Below are 19,475 nucleotides of genomic sequence, written 5' to 3' on the forward strand. Positions count from 1 at the left end.
GCCGTACGGCCGTCACGGCCACATTCAACCACCTGCGACCATGCCCGCACGATGGCTTAGGACGATTCTCCGTCACGCCGGTGACACACTGGGTCCTCATGCCGCCGCGTCACAGCCTGCCCGAGGCACTGCTCACGACCCTGTCCACCACCCGAGGGCGGTCGGACCGGCTCACCCATACGGAGCACCTTCCCGCCCGGCGCGCCCGGTATGCGCCGTGGCCCGACTGGATCCGGCCCGAGATCACCGCGTCCGCCCAGGCCATGGGTGTCCGGCAGCCCTGGGCGCACCAGGCGGAGGCGATGAATCTGGCCAAATCCGGTCAATCTGTGGTGATCGCCACAGGGACCGCCTCGGGCAAGTCGCTCGGCTACCTCGGCCCGGTGCTCTCCGACCTGCTGGACGGCACCGAGGCGCGCAACGGCCGGGGAGCCACCGCGCTCTACCTCGCCCCGACCAAGGCGCTCGCCGCCGACCAGCGCCGCCGGGCCGCGGAACTCGCCCCGCCCCGCGTCCGGGCCGCCCTCTACGACGGCGACACCCCGCCCGAGGAGCGCGAGTGGGTCCGCCAGTACGCCTCCTACGTCCTCACCAATCCGGACATGCTTCACCGCGGCATCCTGCCCGCGCACGCCCGCTGGTCCTCCTTCCTCAAGACCCTGCGCTACGTCGTCGTCGACGAGTGCCACGGATACCGCGGCGTCTTCGGCTCGCACGTGGCCCAGGTGCTGCGCCGGCTGCGGCGGATCTGCGCCCGCTACGGCTCCTCGCCCGTCTTCCTGCTCGCCTCGGCCACCACCGCCGACCCGGCCGTCACCGCCCGCCGCCTCACCGGTCTGCCCGCCGAGGCGGTCACCGAGGACGCCTCACCGCGCGGCCCGATGGTCTTCGGGCTCTGGGAGCCCCCGCTCACCGAGAACGTCGGCGAGAACGGCGCGCCGGTCCGCCGCACCGCCACCGCCGAGGCCGCCCACCTGCTGACCGACCTGGTCGAGCGGGAGACCCGCACCGTCGTCTTCGTCCGCTCCCGGCGGGCCGCCGAGCTCGTCGCCCTGCAGACCCAGGACCAGCTCGGCCACCCGCTCGCCGACCGGGTCGCCGCCTACCGCGGCGGCTACCTCGCCGACGAGCGCCGGGCCCTGGAACGCGAGCTGCACTCCGGCCGACTGCTCGGCCTCGCCTCCACCTCCGCCCTCGAACTCGGGGTCGACGTCTCCGGTCTGGACGCCGTCCTGATGGCCGGCTACCCGGGCACCCGGGCCTCGCTGTGGCAGCAGGCCGGCCGGGCCGGACGCGAGGCCCAGGGCGCACTCGCCGTCCTGATCGCCCGGGACGATCCGCTGGACACCTATCTGGTGCACCACCCGGAGGCGTTGTTCGCCACCCCGGTCGAGGCCACCGTGCTCGACCCGGACAACCCGCACGTCCTCGCCCCGCACCTGTGCGCGGCCGCCGCCGAGCTGCCGCTCACCGATCCGGACCTGGAGCTGTTCGGTCCCTCGGCCGCGCCGCTGCTGCCGGTGCTGGAGCGGCGAGGGCTGCTCCGCCGGCGCGGCGACGCCTGGTACTGGACCCGCCGCGAGCGGGCCGCCGACGCCGTCGACCTGCGGGGCAGCGGGGGCAGTCCGGTGCAGATCGTCGAGGCCCCGACCGGCCGACTGCTCGGCACCGTGGACGCCTCCGCCGCCCACACCACCGTGCACACCGGGGCCGTCCACCTCCACCAGGGCCGCAGCTACCTGGTCCGGGACTTCGACCTGGAGAACTCGGTCGCCCTGGTCGAGCCCGCCGACCCGCCCTACACGACCTCCGCTCGGGACATCACCTCCATCTCCGTGCTCTCCACCGACACCACCGTTGACTGGGGCGAGGGCCGGCTCAGTTTCGGTTCGGTGGAGGTGGTCAACCAGGTGGTCGGCTACCTCCGCAAGCGGATCTCCACCGGCGAGATCATGGGCGAGAGCAAGCTCGACCTGCCGCCCCGGACCCTGCGCACCCGGGCCGTGTGGTGGTCGGTCACCGAGGACCAGCTGCTCGACGCGGACATCCCGCCCGACCAGCTGCCCGGTGCCGCCCACGCCGCCGAGCACGCCTCGATCGGCCTGCTCCCGCTCTTCGCCACCTGCGACCGCTGGGACATCGGCGGCGTCTCGGTGCCGCTGCACCCCGACACCGGGCTGCCCACCGTGTTCGTTTACGACGGCCACCCCGGCGGGGCGGGCTTCGCCGAGCGCGGCTTCCGGCGGGCCACGCAGTGGCTGACCGCCACCCGGGAGGCGATCGCCGCCTGCGAGTGCGAGCGCGGCTGCCCGTCCTGCGTGCAGTCACCCAAGTGCGGCAACGGCAACGATCCACTGGACAAGGCGGCCGCCGTCCGGCTGCTGGACGTGCTGCTCGCCGGCGCTCCCGAGGCCGCCGCCGAGCCCGGCCGGGGCGGAGAAGCCGGACGGGACCGAGGAGCCGACAGGGACAGGCCGTCCGGGCACCCCGGACGACCCTCGCCGACGCAGGCGGCCGACGGCGCCGAGGAGGCCGCCCGGGCCGCGGAGCGGGCTGGGACGCCGGAGGGGAAGCCCGGGAAGGAGCCGGGACCGGACGGGCCCACCGGCGAGGGCGACGGCCCTCCCGAAGCTTCATGAGCCACCGCCCCCGACCGACCCGGACTCACCCAGCGCGGCCCGCGCGTCCTCGTCCGTCGGCGCCACCGGCGCCCTGATCGGTCCGGCCCGGGACCGTCCCCGGGCCGGACCGACCGGCAGGCGTGACGGCAGCCCGGCGACGGGCACCTGCGCCACCACCTCGACGGCGTCCGCCGCCCGGTCCACCGCGCAGGAGACCACGACGGCCGCCTGCGCGGCCGCCACGGCGCCGGCCCGGCCGCAGCCTCCGTCCGCGTCCAGCAGCAGCCCGTCGGCCGCCGCGAGTGCCGCGAGGTCGGCGGCGGACTCCGCCCGGTGGCGGGCGCCGAGCACCGCGCCCACCGAGAGCCCGGCGCCGCACGCCAGACAGCCGAGCAGCGCGCAGGCCAGCAGCCAGACCGTCGCCGATCCCGCGTCGGACCGGCGCTCCCCGAGGCGCGCCGGGACGCTCAGCCCGCCCACGGACCCGCACCTCCCTCCGCTCCCCGCAGGGTGTCCTCCCGGGCCGCGACGGCGGTGGCGCTCAGCCGCACCGCGAGCACCTCCGCGAACCGCCCCGGCGCGCCGTACGGCGCGTCCACGGTGACCCGCACGGTGTCCGGCGCCAGATCGACCAGGACGGCCGCTCCCGCCGGCGCGGCCGCCCGCGCGGCCCCGGCGGCATCGGCCTCCCCGCGCGCGGCCGCCCTGGCACCCACCCGCGCCGCGTCGATGCAGCGGAGCTGGGCGGCCGCGGCGAGCACGGCCCAGACCAGCAGCACGCCCAGCAGCACCAGCGCCGGCAGCGCGACGGCGGTCTCGGCGGTGACGAATCCACCGTCGCCGCGCCGTCGGCGTCGCGGTCGCCGCTGCCGGCGCGGGCGCCGCGGCGTCCGGTCAGGCCGCATGGAGCGCCCGGTCCAGGACGCCGGCCAGCGCCTCCAGCACAGCCGTACTGGTCGCCACCTTGTACAGCCCGGCCGCCAGGGCGCACGCCCCGAGCGTGCCGACCGCGTACTCCGCGGTCGTCATCCCCGCGTCCGAGTCGCTCCGGGCCCGGATCCGGTGCCGGATCGCGCGCGCGATCCGGTGGGCCGGCCCGCCGGGAGCGGTGACGGGAGCGACGACGGCCACGGCCACGGTCTTGATCGCCACGTTCATGGTGTTCCTCCTTGCATCGAACGGATTCGGTGTTGCGTCACATCGCGTGCGAGAAACGGCCGGTGAGCCCCACGACCACCGGGGCCACCCCGACCAGGACGAAGGCCGGGAGAAAGCACAGCCCGAGCGGCGCCGTCGCCAGCACCCCGGCCCGGCGGACGCGGGCGTGCGCCGCCCGGACGGCCTCCGCCCGCCGGCCGCTCGCGAGCCCGCAGAGCGCCGCCGCCGCGGGGGCACCGCTCAGGCTCGTCCGGACCAGGCACCGGGCCAGCGGTGCCAGCGGCGGGTGCTCCTCCCCGAGCCGGCGCCAGCAGACCTCCGGCGGCGACCCCAGGGCGAGTTCCGCCGCCGTCGACAGCAGCCGCGGCCCCATGGGCGCGTCCACGCTCGCGCCGACCGCCGCCACCGCCGCTGCGGGCGAGGCCGCCGACCCGAGACAGGCCGCCAACAACTCGGCGGTGAGCGGCAGCTGTCGCACCAGCCGCGCCTCCTCCAGCACGGCCTGCCGCTGCGCCGGGGACCGTGCCCGAGGCATCCAGCGGTGCAGCGCGACCGCCAGCAGTCCGCCGGCCACCAGGCCTCCCGGTCCGCCGAGGAACACCGCCGCCCCGAGCCCGGCCGCCAGTGCCGTCGCGGCCCGGCGCACCTTTCCCGGAACGACCGGGCTCCCCCGCGCCGCCGCCCATCGCCCGGGCCGCCTCAGCCGGAGCGGATCCGCGGTGCCGAGAAGGGCCTCGGCCCGTCGGCGTGCCCGTCTGCCGGGCCGGGCCGCACCGACCGCACCGACCGCACCGACCGCACCGACCAGCAGCACTCCCGCGCCGGCCGGATCCGTCAGCCAGGTCATCCGCACCCCACCTCCCGGCGGAACGCCCCGCTCGGCCGACCCGGCCTGGCCCGGGTCCGGGTGATCCCGCACCGCCACTCCCCCGCCGTCGGCTCGGCCTCTTGCACCGGGGCGGAGCCAAGGGCGCCCTCGGCGGCCGCCCGAACGATGCGGGCGGTCCACGCCAGGCCCACTACCTCCAGGGCCGTGCCCGCCGCCAGGGAGGCCAGCCCGGCGGGCGTGTGGAACAGCACCTCCAGCGGTCCGGCCCCGAGAGCCGCGCCCAGCAGCAAACCGGCGAGCGGCAGGGCCGCCAGTACCGCGATCGTGGTGCGCGGCGCCGCCAGCTCGGCGGTGATCTCCTCCGTGAGCGCCCGCTCGACCCGCAGGGCCTCGGCCACCCCGTCCAACCCGGCCGCCAGGCCCGATCCGCCGGCGGAGGCGACCTCCCAGCACGCGGCGACCGCCGCCGCCCCGCTCCCGCCCGGCAGTTCCGCGAGCAGCCGGAAGGCGGCGGGCACGTCCGCGCCGTACCGGCCGGCCGCGAGCCTGGCGACCGGTTCGGCACCGAGCCTGCTCAGCGCCACGGGATCGGCGGCGGTCCGCGTGGTCACCAGGTGCAGGGACTGCTCGGGCGTCGCCCCGCCGCGCAACTCGCCCGCCAGCCCGGCGCAGAGCTCCACCACGGCGGCTGCCCGGTGCCGCGCCTCGGCGACCGTAGCCCGCCGCAGCCGCCACCGCCGCACCGGCAGGACGGCCGCGACGGCCACCAGGACCGGGACCGGCGATCCCGTCGCCCAGCCGGCCGCCAACCCTCCGGGCGGGAGCAGCAGTTCGGGAGCACTCCGAAGGGACCTCCCGAGCCCGCCCGACCACCGCACCACCGCAGCCGCCGCACCGCCGTCGCCGCCTCCGACACCGGCACCGCCTCCGCTGTCGACACCCGTGCCGGCATCACCCGTCAGCACCGCCCCGGCTCGACGAACACCCGCCGTCTGCCGCCGCAGCCCGCACCACGCCGCCACCGCGGCCCCGCACAGCACCAGCGCCCACCACAGCGCCGTCTCGTCCGCCACCACGACCACCGCCTCTCTCGCCGTCGCCACCAACGCCACTCCGCCGCACCACGAACCCGAAGGCCGCCAACCGCCCACTCCGGCGCCCGACATCGCCCGCTCAGGCGCCCGGGCCGTCCCGGCCGCCTCCACCGCGGTCCCCACGCCCCCTCGGCCCGCCGCCCAGTCCGAGGAGCAGCAGGGCTCCCGCCGCAAAGCCGCCCATCAGCAGCGCGAACGCCGCCTCCGCCAACCCGGCCGTCACAATGCGCCCTCCTCGACGGCGGCTCCCCGGACGGCGAGCAGACCGGTCAGACGCTCCCAGCCGGGACCCGGGACCGTGGCGCCGTCCGCCGTGAACGTCACCGCCGGGGTGGTGACGGCGAGCCCGCGCCGGTCGCCGTCCAGGGTGTGGATCTCGGCGACCCGCCGACGCCCGGTCGCCTGGTCCCGCACCAGGTGCACCACCAGGTCGAGGGCGGCCCGGAGTTGGCTGTGCAGGGCCGGACGGTCCAGCCCGGCCAGTGAGCCGAGCGCCTCCAGCCGGACCGGCACGTCCGCCGCCGTGTTGGCGTGGACCGTTCCGGTGCCGCCTTCGTGGCCGGTGTTGAGGGCGGCGAGCAGGTCGGCCACCTCGGCACCGCGCACCTCCCCGACCACCAGCCGGTCGGGCCGCATCCGCAGTGCCTGGCGGACCAGATCCCGCAGGGTGAGCTCGCCCAGCCCCTCCTGGTTGGGCGGGCGCCCCTGGAGCCGCACCACGTGCGGGTGGTCGGGCCGCAGTTCGGCGGAGTCCTCGGCGACGACGATCCGCTCCTCCGGACCGACCAGACCGAGCAACGCCGCGAGCAGCGTGGTCTTCCCCGTGCCGGTGCCCCCGCTGATCAGCAGCGAGAGCCGGGCCCGCACCACGGCGGCCAGCAGCTCGCCACCGCGCGGCGGGAGCGCCCCGCCGGTCACCAGCTCGTCGAGATCGAACGGCCGGGGGCGGCACACCCGCAGCGAGATGTGGGTGCAGCCGGCCGCGATCGGCGGCAGGACGGCGTGCAGCCGGGTGCCGTCCGGCAGCCGGGCGTCCACCCAGGGCCGCGCGTCGTCGAGCCGCCGCCCGGCCGCCGTGGCGAGGCGGTGGGCGAGCCGGCGCACCGCCTCCGGGTCGGCGAAGCGCACGCCGGTGGCCCGGCGCAGCCCGCCGCCCCGGTCGAACCAGATCTCGTCCGGTCCGTTGACCAGGACGTCCGTGACGTCGGGCGCCGCCAGCAGCCGCTCCAGCGGGCCCGCACCCACCAGTTCGGCGCAGAGCAATCGCACGGTGTCCAGGACGTCGTCGCCGCCGAGCGGCGGCCTGGCGGCGCGCAGGGCGGTCGCCACCGAGCCGGCGGTCGGCGGCGACCCGGACTCGGCCAGCCGCAGCCGGACGGCGTCGACCAGCGCGGCGGCGCGCTCCTCCCGCGCCGTCCGGCCGTAGGCGTTCGGTTCGGCCCGGGGTCCCGGGACGCTCCCGGGGCCGGGGACGCTCCGCAGCGCGCGCCGCTCACCCGGCCCGCCGCCACCGCGGTCGGCACCCGGACCTCCGTCGGTCCTGCGCAGACGCACCATCAGGCGACACCCCCCTCGACCGCCGGCACCGGCGGCAGCACCTCGTCCAGGAACGCCCCGCAGAAGCGGGCGAGCGGCCCGCTCTCCCGGATGCCGGGCGGTACGCCCTGTTCGAGGTCGACGGCCAGCCCGGGCTCCGGCTCCAGCACCCCGGCGAGCTGCATCCGCAGTCCCCGGGCGACCCGGTGCGCGGGGATCCCGAGGGGACCCGGCGGCCGCACCACCGCCCGCACGTCGCCCAGCCGCATGCGGACGGACGCGGCCACCCGGTCGGCGGCCGCGACCGCGCGCAGTTCGGCCGGCACCACCAGCAGCGCCGTGTCGGACTGCTCCAGCGCCTGCCCGGCCGCCGGATCCAGCCGCCGGGGCACGTCGACCACCACGAGTCCGCCCCGACGGCGGGCGGCGGCCAGCACGCTGCGCATGGCCTCGGGCGGCACCGCGAGGGTGTCGCTGCGGTCCCAGGACAGGCAGGACAGGGTCCGGAGCCGCTTGAGCGCGGGCAGCGCCCGGGCCAGCTCGGCGCCGTTCACCCGGCCCCGGGAACCGGCGAGGTCCGGCCAGCGCAGGCCGGCGGCCGTCTCGCCGCCGAGCAGGATGTCGAGGCCGCCGCCGAGCGGGTCTCCGTCGACCAGCACGGTGTGCAGGCCCCGGCGCGCGGCGGTGACGGCGAGCGCGCAGGCCAGGGTGGAGGCGCCCGCGCCGCCCCGACCGCCGAGCACGGCGACGGTGCGCGCGGGGGCGCCGACCCCTTCGGCGGCGTCGGCGACGCGGTCGAGCAGCCAGGCCTCGGCGTCGGGCAGGAACAGCACGTGCTCCGCGCCGAGTTGGACGGCCCTGACCCAGACGCCCGCGTCGTCGAGGTCCAGCCCGAGCAACAGCACCCCGGGTCTGCGGGGCAGCCCGGCACACTGTCCGGACCGGTCATCGCCAACCAGGACCAGCGAGGCGCCCTCCCACAGCTCGCGCGGCGGCGGGGCGCCCCGGATCAGCCGCGGCTCGGTGCCGGCCGCCGCGCAGATCCGCAGCAGCTGCTCGGCCAGGCCGTCGTCCCCGGTGAGGACGAGCGGCCCGACGGGCTCCGGCCCGCCGGCGGTGGGGTGGTCGGTGATGGGCTTCGTCATGTGGGCTCCCCTGTCGTCCTGGTGTCCGGTCGGTCCGGCAGCCGGTCGCCGGGCCCGCGGCACGGACCCGGCGACCACCGCCGGACATCACGGTGGACGGTGATCCGGATTCCGTCCGCCTGGTTCCGAATCCCTGTGGACAACTCATGGGCTGTGGACGAAAACGTTCACCCGCACGGGGGGCTATTGGACAAAGAATTGACGAAACGGGCTCACGGAGATGAACCGCCATACCGACGAGACCGGATAGCACCGCGCGGACCGCGCGCTCCCCGGGGCAGGTCCGACCGCATTCCCGAAGCTGCCGGGGTCGGCGCCGACCACGAGCGACGCCCTATGGGCCATCTACGGAGAGTGATGAAAACACGCGACCACCCCCGTTCCCCGACACCCCCTGTAGACACCACGGGGGCCGGCCGGCAGATCCGCACGATGGGCCGTTCAAGCCCTGAAAATGGCCCCGGACATGCGACGACCCCCGCCGGGGGGGAGAGCGGGGGTCGTCTATCCACGGCCCGACTCGGGGGGGAGGAGCCGGACCGGGTTAGCACGGTCGCGAACGATCCGTGACTTCCATGGTGTACCCGAGCGGCCAGAAACACAAACCCGCACGCCCACGAGTACACCGAATGGCGGGCTGTTTTGCGGCGCCCTCTATCCTCGGTTCCCGTGGACACCACCGAGAACGCCGACGAGCACGCCGACGAGTCCCCGGACTCCACCGCCGCAGCTGCCGGAGCCGACGGGACACCCGGGCCCGACGGGACGGCCGTGACCGACGCACGCCCCGGAGCGCCCGGCTCCGGCCCGTCCGGGCCCCGTCCGCCGGCCGTGCGGCCCGGTCCGACCGGCCCGCGCACCGCCGCCTTCTTCGACCTCGACAAGACGATCATCGCCAAGTCGAGCGCCCTCGCGTTCAGCCGTCCCTTCTACCAGGGCGGCCTGATCAACCGTCGGGCCGTCCTGCGAAGTGCGTACGCCCAGTTCGTCTTCCTGGTGGGCGGCGCGGACCACGACCAGATGGAGAAGATGCGGGAGTACCTCTCCGCGCTGACCCGGGGCTGGAACGTGCAGCAGGTGCGCGAGATCGTCGCCGAGACCCTGCACAACCTGATCGACCCGATCATCTACGACGAGGCCGCCTCGCTCATCGAGCAGCACCACGCGGCCGGCCGCGACGTGGTCATCGTCAGCAGTTCCGGCTCCGAGGTGGTCGAGCCGATCGGTGCGCTGCTCGGCGCGGACCACGTGATCGCGACCAGGCTGAAGATCGAGGACGGCTGCTACACCGGCGAGATCGAGTACTACGCCTACGCCGAGAACAAGGCCGCCGCGATCCGGGAGTTGGCCGGGGTCGAGGGCTACGACCTGACCGAGTGCTACGCCTACAGCGACTCGTCGACCGACCTGCCGCTGCTGGAGGCGGTCGGCCACCCCTCGGCGGTCAACCCGGACCGGGCGCTGCGCAAGGAGGCGATGGCCCGCGAGTGGCCGGTGCTGGTCTTCGACAAGCCGGTGGAACTCCGGCGGAGGCTCCCGGAATTCTCGGCGCCGAGCCGCTCGGTGCTGACGGCGGTGGCGGTGGGCACCGCCGCGCTGACGGCCGGGGTCATCTGGTACGCGGCCAGGCGCCGCCGCCCGGCGGCCTGATCACGAGGGCGTTGGACAAAACGGTCAAAAGCCCAAGAGGCCGCTTTTCGGGTTCCCCTTTCGCCCGAAACGCGATACAAATGAAACACGGCCCGCGAGACCCGGTCAGGACCGAAGAGGTCAAACCGACAACGCAGTTCAGGCCCCACGGACCGCCGTACAGATGACCGAGCACCCACATGCAGCCGACCCGCTGTCGGGCCGCCGGACCAGACGAACGGGCAGGATCCCCGTCTGATCGGCACTTTCCGGTGCATGCATGGTCACCCGGCATCTGTGCCAGCGGCGGCACCTGGCAGGATCAGGTGCCGCCGCATCTTGCTGTTCGGGCGGGTGGATCCGCCCACCCGGGCCAGGCCCTAGACCATGCCGCGCTGCATCGCCTCGCAGACTGCCGTGCTCTCCCGCACGCCGAGCCGCAATGCCCGGCCGCAGTGGCCGATCCAGGCCGCCAGGCCCTCGGGCGTCCCCGCCAGGTAGCCGGCCAGCGCCCGCCGGTAGGCGTCCGTCCCCAGCTCCACCAGACCGACCTCGGCCGGACAGATCGACTTCGGGTCGAGCCCCTCGGCGATCAGCACGATCCGCTGGGCGGCCCGGGCGATCAGGCCGTTGTACGCGCCGAACGGCCGCAGCGCCAGCAGTTCGCCGTGCACCACCGAGGCGACCACCAGGGCCGGCGTCCCGACGCCCTGGCCCTCCGCGCGGGCGACCAGCAGCCGGGAGAGCTGGTCGAGCCGGGCGGCGACCTCCTCCGGGCCGGGCGCCGCGGGCAGCGCCGGCACCGGCCCGTCCGTCACCGCGCCGGCCGGCGCGGTCGCCGGGCCGTGGTCCGCCGCGACGCCCTCCGCCGGCTTCAGCTCCAGCGGGAACGGGTCGTCGGCGCCCTCTCCGCCCTGCCGCGGGCGGCCCGCCGCGGGGTCGGCGTCTCCGACCGCCAGCAGGTGCAGCCGGGCCAGCACCTGGAGCGGCGAGTGCCGCCAGATGCTCAGCAGCTGGCCCGCCTCGGCCGCCACCCGCAGCGCGGCGCCCACCGTACGGGCCTCGGCGTCCGCGCCGAAGTCACTGCGCCGTCGGACCTCCTCCAACGGCCAGTCGGCCCCGGCCAGCGCCGCCGAGGCGCGGGCGCCGCGCAGGGCGGACTCGGAGGTGACCTCGGCCGCACGGCGACGCATCACCCGGTGGCCGTAGAGGCGGTCGACGGCCTTGCGCACCTCGGCCACCGCGTCCGGCACTCCGGGGAGCTGGGCCAGCGGGGCGAGGGGATCTGTTCCAGTGCTCACCTACCCGAGAGTAATGACCCGGGCGCCCCGCCCGGAACAGCAACCTCGGATCACCCGTTAGAGGCAATCCTCACTTCCCTCCGGCCAGCGCCCCCAAACCCCCGATAGCATGACCGCCGTCGAAGACGACAACGATTTCCAGCTCGGAAGATCGTCGACCTCGCCACGGCGCGCAGCCACGACCGCGGCGGGCCCAGCAGTGAGAGCCCCAGCAGCGAGAGCCGGAGTTCCAAGATGAAGATCGCCTTCGTCGGCAAGGGCGGCAGCGGCAAGACCACGCTGTCCGCACTGTTCATCCGCCACCTGGCCGCCGCGGGCCGGCCGGTCCTCGCCGTCGACGCCGACATCAACCAGCACCTCGGCCCGGCCCTCGGACTGACGGACGACCAGGCCGCCGCACTGCCCGCGCTGGGGGCCAGGCTGCCCGAGATCAAGGAGTACCTGCGCGGCAGCAACCCGCTGATCCGCTCCGCCGAGGAGATGATCAAGACCACCCCGCCCGGCCGGGGCTCGCGGCTGCTGCGGATCGTCGAGGAGAACCCGGTCTACACGGCCTGCGCCCGACCGGTCGCGCTCGACGAGGGCTCGGTCCGGCTGCTGGCGACCGGCGCGTTCACCGAGGAGGACCTCGGCGTCGCCTGCTACCACTCCAAGGTCGGCGCGGTCGAGCTGCTGCTCAACCACCTGGTCGACGGCCGGGGGGAGTACGTGGTGACCGACATGACCGCGGGCTCCGACTCCTTCGCCTCGGGGCTGTTCACCCGTTTCGACCTCACCTTCCTGATCGCCGAGCCCACCCGCAAGGGCGTCTCGGTGTACCGCCAGTACCGGGACTACGCACGCGACTTCGGCGTGCGGCTGCGGGTCGTCGGCAACAAGGTGCAGGGCCCGGACGACCTGGACTTCCTGCGCCGGGAGGTCGGCGAGGACCTGCTGACCGCCTTCGGCCAGTCCGACTGGGTGCGCCGCCTGGAACAGGGCGCACAGCCGCAGCTGCGCGCCCTCGAACCCGCCAACCGCGCCGTGCTGGACGAGCTGCGCGCGGCCACCGACGCCGCGTACGAGCTGCGGGACCCGCGCCGGTACACCGAGCAGGCCGTCCTCTTCCACCTGCGCAACGCCGAGAGCTGGGCCAACGCGAAGGTCGGCACGGACCTCGCTGCCCAGGTCGACCCTGACTTCGTGCTCGGCGGCGGGTCCGCTCCGGCCGGCGAGCCCAGCGCCGCCGGCGCGGTGGTCTGAGCCGGAGGCCACCGCAGCGTCCACGGGCCGCGGTCCCCCACACGGGGGCCGCGGCCCGCGCGCGTCCGCGACACGGCCTCCACCAGCAGATTCCCGTTCGTTCGGCCACCACCCAATGGAGTGAACCGGGCGGTTATTCACTGTCGCTCCGGATGACGCTGTGCAAAGCTCTCATTACCCTCGGTTTACCGAGTCTTGATGTTCCGCTTCCGCCCCGCTGCCCCTTGGCCGTGGCCTGGCTCCTCCCAGCGCCCCGTCGAGCGGCCGCCGGACGGCCCGATGGACCAAGGCCCGGCCGGTGACACCCGCACTCCCGGCCCGACCGCGCCATCCCGCCACACCGTCGCGACCCACGACAGCCGATCCGCTTCACCGAGCCCACGACCGGACTCACCGCCGGACCTGACTGCGTTCGTTCCCCCGGACAGACGGGAAGACCCATGACCCTCGACATCTCCAGCGCCCCCATCGCCTCCGACACCACCGACCACGCCCCACCGGGCCGACGTCCCCGCGCCGCCTGGGCGCAGGACCTCTCGGCCTCGCTGGTGGTGTTCCTGATCGCCGTGCCGTTCTCCCTCGGCATCGCCCTGGCCACCGGCGCCCCGCTCACCGCCGGCCTCGCCGCGGCGGCCGTCGGCGGCATCGTGGTCGGCCTGTCCGGCGGCACCCCGCTGCAGGTCAGCGGCCCCTCCGCCGCGCTCACCGTGATCACCGCCGGGCTCATCGCCCAGTACGGCTGGCAGGCCACCTGCACCATCACCCTCGCCGCCGGCCTGCTCCAACTCCTGCTCGGGGCAAGGCGGGTGGCCCGCACCGCGCTGGCCGTCTCGCCCGCCATCGTGCACGGCATGCTGGCCGGCGTCGGCCTGGCCATCGCCATCGCCCAGCTGCACGTCGTCCTCGGCGGCTCCCCGCAGAGCTCGGCACTGGCCAACCTGCTCGCCCTGCCCGCCCAGCTGTCGACCCCTCACCCCGCCGCCCTGGCCGTCGGCGCGGTCACCGTCACCGTACTGCTCGGCTGGCCCCGGCTGGGCCGGCTTCCCGGCCGGTACGGGGAGTTCGGCACCCGGCTGGCCAAGGTCCCCGGCCCGCTCGCGGCCGTCGCCGCCGCCACCGCGCTCGCCGTCGCACTGGACCTGCGGCTCGCCCGGGTCGAACTGCCCGCCTGGCAGCCGCACGGGCTCGCCCCAGACCTGCCGCACGGCCCGCCCCTCGCCATCCTGGCTGCGGTACTGACCGTCACCGCCGTGGCGAGCGTCGAGTCGCTGCTCTCCGGCGTCGCGGTCGACCGGATGTCGCGCCGCACCGGAGACCTGGACCGCGAACTGCGCGGCCAGGGACTCGCCAACATGGTCAGCGGACTCGTCGGCGGGCTGCCGGTCGCCGGCGGCGCGGTGCGCAGCACGGCCAACGTCCGGGCCGGCGCGCGCAGCCGGCGGTCCTCCGTCCTGCACGGGGTGTGGGTGCTGGCTGCCGCGCTGGCCCTCACCGGCGGGCTGCGCCGGATCCCGCTCGCCGCGCTCGCCGCCCTGGTGCTGGTCGTCGGTCTGCAGATGGTGAGCTTCGCGCACATCCGCAAGGTGCACCGCCACCGCGAGTTCCCCGTCTATCTGACCACCGTGGTCGCGGTGGTGCTGTTCGGCGTCCTGCCGGGGGTGGCGCTCGGCGCGGCGACGGCCGTAGTGCTCGCGCTCTACCGACTGACCCGCGCCCATGTGGACGTCCTGGCCGGCCCCGACGGCTCGTTCACGGTGGAGACCCACGGCCCGCTCACCTTCACCGCGGTGCCCCGGCTCAGCCGGGCGCTGGCGGGCATCCCGGCCGGCGCCGAGGTCGCCGTGGTCCACGACGGCTCCTTCCTGGACCACGCCGCCTACGAGACGGTGCACAGCTGGCGCACCGGTCACCAGGCCGGCGGGGGGCGGGTGTCGATGGTGACGCGCCGCCAGGACGACGAGGTGCTCGATCCGGACGGCACGGTCCGCACCGGCAGCTCTCCCGGCCCGCACCGCTGCCGCGCCTGGACGCCCTGGGCCGGACACCACTGCATCGAGCAGCAGGAGGACCCGCACGGCCGGCTGCTGGACGGGGTGCGGGTGTTCCAGCTGCACACCGCCCCGCTGGTGCGGCCCGAGCTGGCCCGGCTCGCCCGGGAGGGGCAGGCGCCCTCACAGCTCTTCCTGACCTGCGCGGACTCCCGCATGGTCACCAGCATGATCACCAACAGCGGCCCGGGGGACCTCTTCACCGTGCGCAACGTCGGCAACCTGGTGCCGGCGCCGCACGAGCCGGGCGCGGCCGACGACTCGGTGGCGGCGGCGGTGCAGTACGCGGTCGAGGTGCTGGAGGTCCGGTCGATCACGGTCTGCGGGCACTCGGGCTGCGGAGCGATGAAGGCCCTGCTCGACGGCGTTCACGAGCAGCCCGGCCGGCCCACCCCGCTGGCCCGCTGGCTGCGCAACGGCCGCGGCTCGCTGGACCGGCTGCGCAGGATCCCGGCCGAGTTCACCGACCGCCCGGCGGTCGACCTGACCGAGCAGCTCTGCATCACCAATGTGGTCCAGCAGCTGGACCAGCTGATGGCCAACCCGGCAGTGGAGCGGCGGGTGACCGAGGGCACCCTGCGGCTGGTCGGCATGTACTTCGACTTCGCCACCGCCCAGGCCTATGTGCTCGACCGGGAGAGCGGCCGCTTCGGTCCGGTCGAGGCAGCGACCCCGGCGGCGGCGGCCTCCGTACGGCGGGAGCGCGACACGCCCGGACGTATGGACGGATTCGAACAGGTTCCGGCCACCGGTACCACCGCTGCGGATCCGGCCCGGGGAGAGGGAGGGCCCGGCCTGGCCGCGTGAGACGGGCCCGCGTCCTGACGGGCGGGCCAAGGACGCGGGCCCACCTTCCAGCCCTGCCGCAGGGTGCCGCCGACCTCGGGCGGCCGTTCGACCTCCGGTCAAAGGTCTACACCAATTATCCGGAGCCTCTTGTCAACTGACCTCTTCGCCTGGTGAGCTGTGCGCTGGGACACACGGGACAATCCCCACGCACGGGAAACGACCCCGATCATGACTCATGAGGAGTGCGCGTTGAGCAACGAGAGCCTGGCCAACCTGCTCAAGGAGGAGCGGCGCTTCGCCCCGCCGGCAGAGCTCGCCGCAGCCGCCAACGTCACCGCGGCCGCGTACGCACAGGCCTCCGAGGACCGCCTCGGTTTCTGGGCCGAGCAGGCCCGCCGCCTCGACTGGGCCGTCGAGCCCACCCAGACCCTCGACTGGTCCAACCCGCCGTTCGCCAAGTGGTTCGCCGACGGCAAGCTCAACGTGGCCTACAACTGCGTCGACCGGCACGTCGAGGCCGGCAACGGCGACCGCGTCGCCATCCACTTCGAGGGCGAGCCCGGCGACGGCCGCTCGATCACCTACGCGCAGCTCAAGGACGAGGTCTCGCAGGCCGCCAACGCGCTGCTGGAGCTCGGTGTCGTCAAGGGCGACCGGGTCGCGATCTACCTGCCGATGATCGCCGAGGCGGTCGTCGCGATCCTCGCCTGTGCCCGGATCGGCGCCACCCACTCGGTGGTCTTCGGCGGCTTCTCCGCCGACGCCGTGGCCTCCCGCATCCAGGACGCCCAGGCCAAGCTGGTCATCACCGCCGACGGCGGCTACCGGCGCGGCAAGCCGTCCGCCCTCAAGCCGGCCATCGACGAGGCGCTGACCAAGGTCGACGGCGTCGAGCACGTCCTGGTCGTGCGCCGCACCGGCCAGGACATCGCCTGGACCGAGGGCCGCGACGTCTGGTGGCACGAGGCCACCGCGCGCCAGTCCACCGAGCACACCCCCGAGGCGCACGACGCCGAGCACCCGCTCTTCATCCTCTACACCTCGGGCACCACCGGGAAGCCCAAGGGCATCCTGCACACCTCGGGCGGCTACCTCACCCAGGCCAGCTACACCCACCACGCGGTCTTCGACCTCAAGCCGGAGTCCGACGTCTACTGGTGCACCGCCGACATCGGCTGGGTCACCGGCCACTCGTACATCGTCTACGGCCCGCTCTCCAACGGCGCCACCCAGGTCATCTACGAGGGCACCCCGGACACCCCGCACCAGGGCCGGTTCTGGGAGATCGTCCAGAAGTACGGCGTGACGATCCTCTACACCGCGCCGACGGCGATCCGCACCTTCATGAAGTGGGGCGACGACATCCCCGCGAAGTTCGACCTGTCCTCGCTGCGGGTGCTGGGCAGCGTCGGCGAGCCGATCAACCCCGAGGCCTGGATCTGGTACCGCGAGCACATCGGCGCCGGCAAGGCCCCGATCGTGGACACCTGGTGGCAGACCGAGACCGGCGCGATCATGATCAGCCCGCTGCCGGGCGTCACCGAGACCAAGCCGGGCTCGGCCCAGCGCGCGCTGCCGGGCATCGCGGCCACCGTGGTCGACGACAACGCCGTCGAGGTCCCGAACGGCTCCGGCGGCTACCTGGTGCTCACCGAGCCGTGGCCGTCCATGCTGCGCACCATCTGGGGCGACGACCAGCGCTACATCGACACCTACTGGTCGCGCTTCGAGGGCCGCTACTTCGCCGGTGACGGTGCCAAGAAGGACGAGGACGGCGACATCTGGCTGCTCGGCCGGGTCGACGACGTCATGCTGGTCTCCGGCCACAACATCTCGACCACCGAGGTCGAGTCGGCCCTGGTCGGGCACCCGGCGGTGGCCGAGTCCGCCGTGGTCGGCGCCACCGACGCCACCACCGGCCAGGCGATCGTCGCCTTCGTGATCCTGCGCGGCAACGCCACCGACAGCCCCGAGCTGGTCGAGGAACTGCGGGCGCACGTCGGCCGCACGCTCGGTCCGATCGCCAAGCCGAAGCAGATCAAGGTGGTCGGCGAGCTGCCGAAGACCCGCTCCGGCAAGATCATGCGCCGCCTGCTGCGCGACATCGCCGAGGGCCGCGAGGTCGGCGACACCACCACGCTGGCCGACTCCTCGGTGATGAACCTCATCCAGGCCCAGCTTCCGGCGGCGGACAGCGAGAGCTGAACCGTGCGGTGAGACGCGTGTGACGCATGCGTGCCGGTGCCCCGGGTGGTCGTGGCCACCCGGGGCACCGGCATGTCCGGACGGAGGGCCCTCCCCGGACCGCGCACGAACAGGTGCACAGCGAGGCAAAGAGGGATTAAGTCCTTAATTAGGACAATCCGGATTCCCCTTTGTCGTCACGCTAGACTGCTAAGGACGCGACAAGACCTGCACGATCCACATGATCCACAAGGTCCGCGTCACAGGGCGAGCCGGGAAGTCTGGTCGGCGATGCACCACCGGTGCATCCACACACCGTCCCCTCGCCCCCAGGAGGCCGCGCGTGGCCAGCCAGCCGCCCGTTCACGAGCCGACGACGACCCGACGACGCCAGTTCCTCGGCCGACTGTCCCTCCCCGAGCGCAACTACCTCGCCGACGCCCTGCGCACCGAGACCGTGGGCGGAATCCTGCTGCTCACCGCCGCGGTCGTGGCACTGATCTGGGCCAACGTCTGGCCGGACGCGTACCAGTCCGTGCTGAACCACACCGTCGGCCCCTCCGCCCCCCTGCACCTCGACCTCACCCTGGGCACCTGGGCCAAGGACGGGCTGCTGACGATCTTCTTCTTCGTCGCCGGCATCGAGCTCAAACGCGAGTTCGTGGCGGGCGAGCTGCGCACCCCCAGTGCGGCGCTGCTCCCCGTCGTAGCCGCCGTCTGCGGTGTCGCGCTGCCCGCCATCCTGTACGCGCTCATCAACGCGGGCCCCGGCGGTCACCCGAGCGGCTGGGCCGTCCCCACCGCCACCGACATCGCCTTCGCGCTCGGTGTGCTGGCCGTGGTCGGCAGCCACCTGCCCTCCGCACTGCGCGCCTTCCTGCTCACCCTCGCCGTGGTGGACGACCTGATCGCGATCCTGATCATCGCGGTCTTCTACAGCTCCGGCATCAAGTTCTGGGCGCTCGGGCTGGCCATCGTCGGCCTCGCGCTCTTCTGGTTCCTGCACCGGCGCGGGGTGCACGGCTGGTACCTGTTCGTCCCGCTCGCCTTCATGGTCTGGGCGCTGATGCACGAGAGCGGTGTGCACGCCACGGTGGCGGGCGTCGCGATGGGCCTGATGCTCCGCTGCCACCGGGAGGGCGACGAGAAGCAGTCCCCCGGCGAGCACATCGAGCACCTGGTCCGCCCGCTCTCCGCCGGGCTGGCGGTGCCGGTCTTCGCCCTGTTCGCGGCCGGGGTGACGATCTCCGGTCCGGCGCTGCGCGAGGTGTTCACCCAGGCCGCCCCGATCGGCATCATGGTCGGCCTGCTGGTCGGCAAGACCGTGGGCGTGTACGGCGGCACCCGGCTGGCCGCCCGCTTCACCCGGGCCGAGCTGAACCCGCAGCTCAAGTGGGCCGACCTGTTCGCCGTCTCGGTCCTGGCCGGCATCGGCTTCACCGTCTCGCTGCTGATCGGCGAACTGGCCTTCCCGGACGACCCGGCACTCGCCGACCGGGCCAAGGCGGCCGTCCTGGTGGGCTCGCTGATATGCGCGCTGATCGCCACCGTGCTGCTGAAGCTGCGCAACCGGCACTACCGCGAGCTGTGCGAGGAGGAGGACCGCGACCTCGACGGCGACGGCATCCCCGACGTCTACCAGCTGGACGACCCGGCCTGGCAGCGCCGCATGGCCGAACGGGCCCGGCCGGCGGACGCTGGGCAGCCGGACGCGGGCCCGGCCCGCCCGGCCGGCGGAAGGGCCGGCGAAGAGACCGGCGGAAGGGCCGACGAGGGCGCCGACGAGGGCGCCGACGGAGCCCGCTGAGCGGCCCGCCGGCCGGACACGTCCCCCCGGCGGGGCCCCGGAGTGGTGTCCGCTCGTCCGGTAGGGGCATGATTCTGAGCTGTCGACAGTCC

General features: G+C 74.6%; 14 protein-coding genes. 6 read left to right on the forward strand and 8 right to left on the reverse strand.

Going from position 1 to position 19,475, the window contains the following annotated elements; translation table 11 throughout:
* The first annotated feature begins 98 nt into the window (after positions 1–98).
* Positions 99–2,639, forward strand: a complete 2,541-nt coding sequence (locus tag ACFVUH_RS34275) for a DEAD/DEAH box helicase (RefSeq protein WP_387917411.1) — start codon at positions 99–101, stop codon at positions 2,637–2,639.
* Here the strand turns inward: ACFVUH_RS34275 and ACFVUH_RS34280 are convergent.
* From ACFVUH_RS34280 to ssd, 7 genes are all read right to left on the reverse strand, one after another.
* On the reverse strand, positions 2,634–3,101 hold the full coding sequence (locus tag ACFVUH_RS34280; protein WP_387917413.1) for an Rv3654c family TadE-like protein: 468 nt from the start codon (positions 3,099–3,101) through the stop codon (positions 2,634–2,636). The genes ACFVUH_RS34275 and ACFVUH_RS34280 overlap by 6 nt on opposite strands.
* The gene (locus ACFVUH_RS34285) at positions 3,089–3,526 is read right to left on the reverse strand and encodes a TadE family type IV pilus minor pilin (protein WP_387917414.1); all 438 of its coding nucleotides are present in this window, start codon (positions 3,524–3,526) and stop codon (positions 3,089–3,091) included. The genes ACFVUH_RS34280 and ACFVUH_RS34285 overlap by 13 nt, the downstream gene beginning before the upstream one ends.
* Complete coding sequence (locus tag ACFVUH_RS34290; protein WP_387917416.1) at positions 3,516–3,779, reverse strand: DUF4244 domain-containing protein; 264 nt, start codon at positions 3,777–3,779, stop codon at positions 3,516–3,518. The genes ACFVUH_RS34285 and ACFVUH_RS34290 overlap by 11 nt, the downstream gene beginning before the upstream one ends.
* Positions 3,780–3,816: 37 nt before the next feature.
* The gene (locus ACFVUH_RS34295) at positions 3,817–4,626 is read right to left on the reverse strand and encodes a type II secretion system F family protein (RefSeq protein ID WP_387917418.1); all 810 of its coding nucleotides are present in this window, start codon (positions 4,624–4,626) and stop codon (positions 3,817–3,819) included.
* Positions 4,623–5,711, reverse strand: a complete 1,089-nt coding sequence (locus ACFVUH_RS34300) for a type II secretion system F family protein (RefSeq protein ID WP_387917420.1) — start codon at positions 5,709–5,711, stop codon at positions 4,623–4,625. The genes ACFVUH_RS34295 and ACFVUH_RS34300 overlap by 4 nt, the downstream gene beginning before the upstream one ends.
* Positions 5,712–5,921: 210 nt before the next feature.
* Positions 5,922–7,259, reverse strand: coding sequence for a TadA family conjugal transfer-associated ATPase (locus ACFVUH_RS34305; protein WP_387917422.1), 1,338 nt, complete (start codon positions 7,257–7,259; stop codon positions 5,922–5,924).
* Positions 7,259–8,383 (reverse strand): septum site-determining protein Ssd, encoded by a 1,125-nt coding sequence (gene ssd, locus ACFVUH_RS34310; RefSeq protein ID WP_387917424.1) that lies wholly within the window; start codon positions 8,381–8,383, stop codon positions 7,259–7,261. Before ssd ends, ACFVUH_RS34305 begins: the two co-directional genes overlap by 1 nt.
* Before the next feature lie 831 nt (positions 8,384–9,214).
* On the opposite strand from ssd, the gene ACFVUH_RS34315 reads away from it, so the two are divergent.
* Positions 9,215–10,033, forward strand: a complete 819-nt coding sequence (locus ACFVUH_RS34315; protein ID WP_355360915.1) for an HAD-IB family hydrolase — start codon at positions 9,215–9,217, stop codon at positions 10,031–10,033.
* A gap of 359 nt (positions 10,034–10,392) precedes the next feature.
* Here the strand turns inward: ACFVUH_RS34315 and ACFVUH_RS34320 are convergent, their stop codons facing one another.
* Positions 10,393–11,313, reverse strand: coding sequence for an oxidoreductase (locus tag ACFVUH_RS34320; RefSeq protein ID WP_355360313.1), 921 nt, complete (start codon positions 11,311–11,313; stop codon positions 10,393–10,395).
* Between the two features lie 234 nt (positions 11,314–11,547).
* Between ACFVUH_RS34320 and ACFVUH_RS34325 the strand changes: the two genes are divergently transcribed.
* The 4 genes from ACFVUH_RS34325 to nhaA all read left to right on the forward strand — a co-directional run bounded on the left by ACFVUH_RS34325 (position 11,548) and on the right by nhaA (position 19,383).
* A complete protein-coding gene (locus ACFVUH_RS34325) occupies positions 11,548–12,555 on the forward strand; it encodes an ATP-binding protein (protein WP_387917426.1) in 1,008 nt (335 codons plus the stop codon).
* Between the two features lie 440 nt (positions 12,556–12,995).
* Entirely contained in the window at positions 12,996–15,410 is a 2,415-nt protein-coding gene (locus ACFVUH_RS34330) for a SulP family inorganic anion transporter (protein WP_387917427.1), read from the forward strand.
* A 210-nt stretch (positions 15,411–15,620) separates the two neighbouring features.
* Complete coding sequence (gene acs / locus ACFVUH_RS34335; RefSeq protein WP_387917429.1) at positions 15,621–17,597, forward strand: acetate--CoA ligase; 1,977 nt, start codon at positions 15,621–15,623, stop codon at positions 17,595–17,597.
* A 220-nt stretch (positions 17,598–17,817) separates the two neighbouring features.
* Positions 17,818–19,383 (forward strand): Na+/H+ antiporter NhaA, encoded by a 1,566-nt coding sequence (gene nhaA, locus ACFVUH_RS34340; protein ID WP_387917430.1) that lies wholly within the window; start codon positions 17,818–17,820, stop codon positions 19,381–19,383.
* The last annotated feature ends 92 nt before the right edge of the window (positions 19,384–19,475 follow it).

The organism is Kitasatospora sp. NPDC058032 (assembly GCF_042885845.1).
In the GTDB taxonomy this organism is placed as follows: Bacteria; Actinomycetota; Actinomycetes; order Streptomycetales; family Streptomycetaceae; genus Kitasatospora.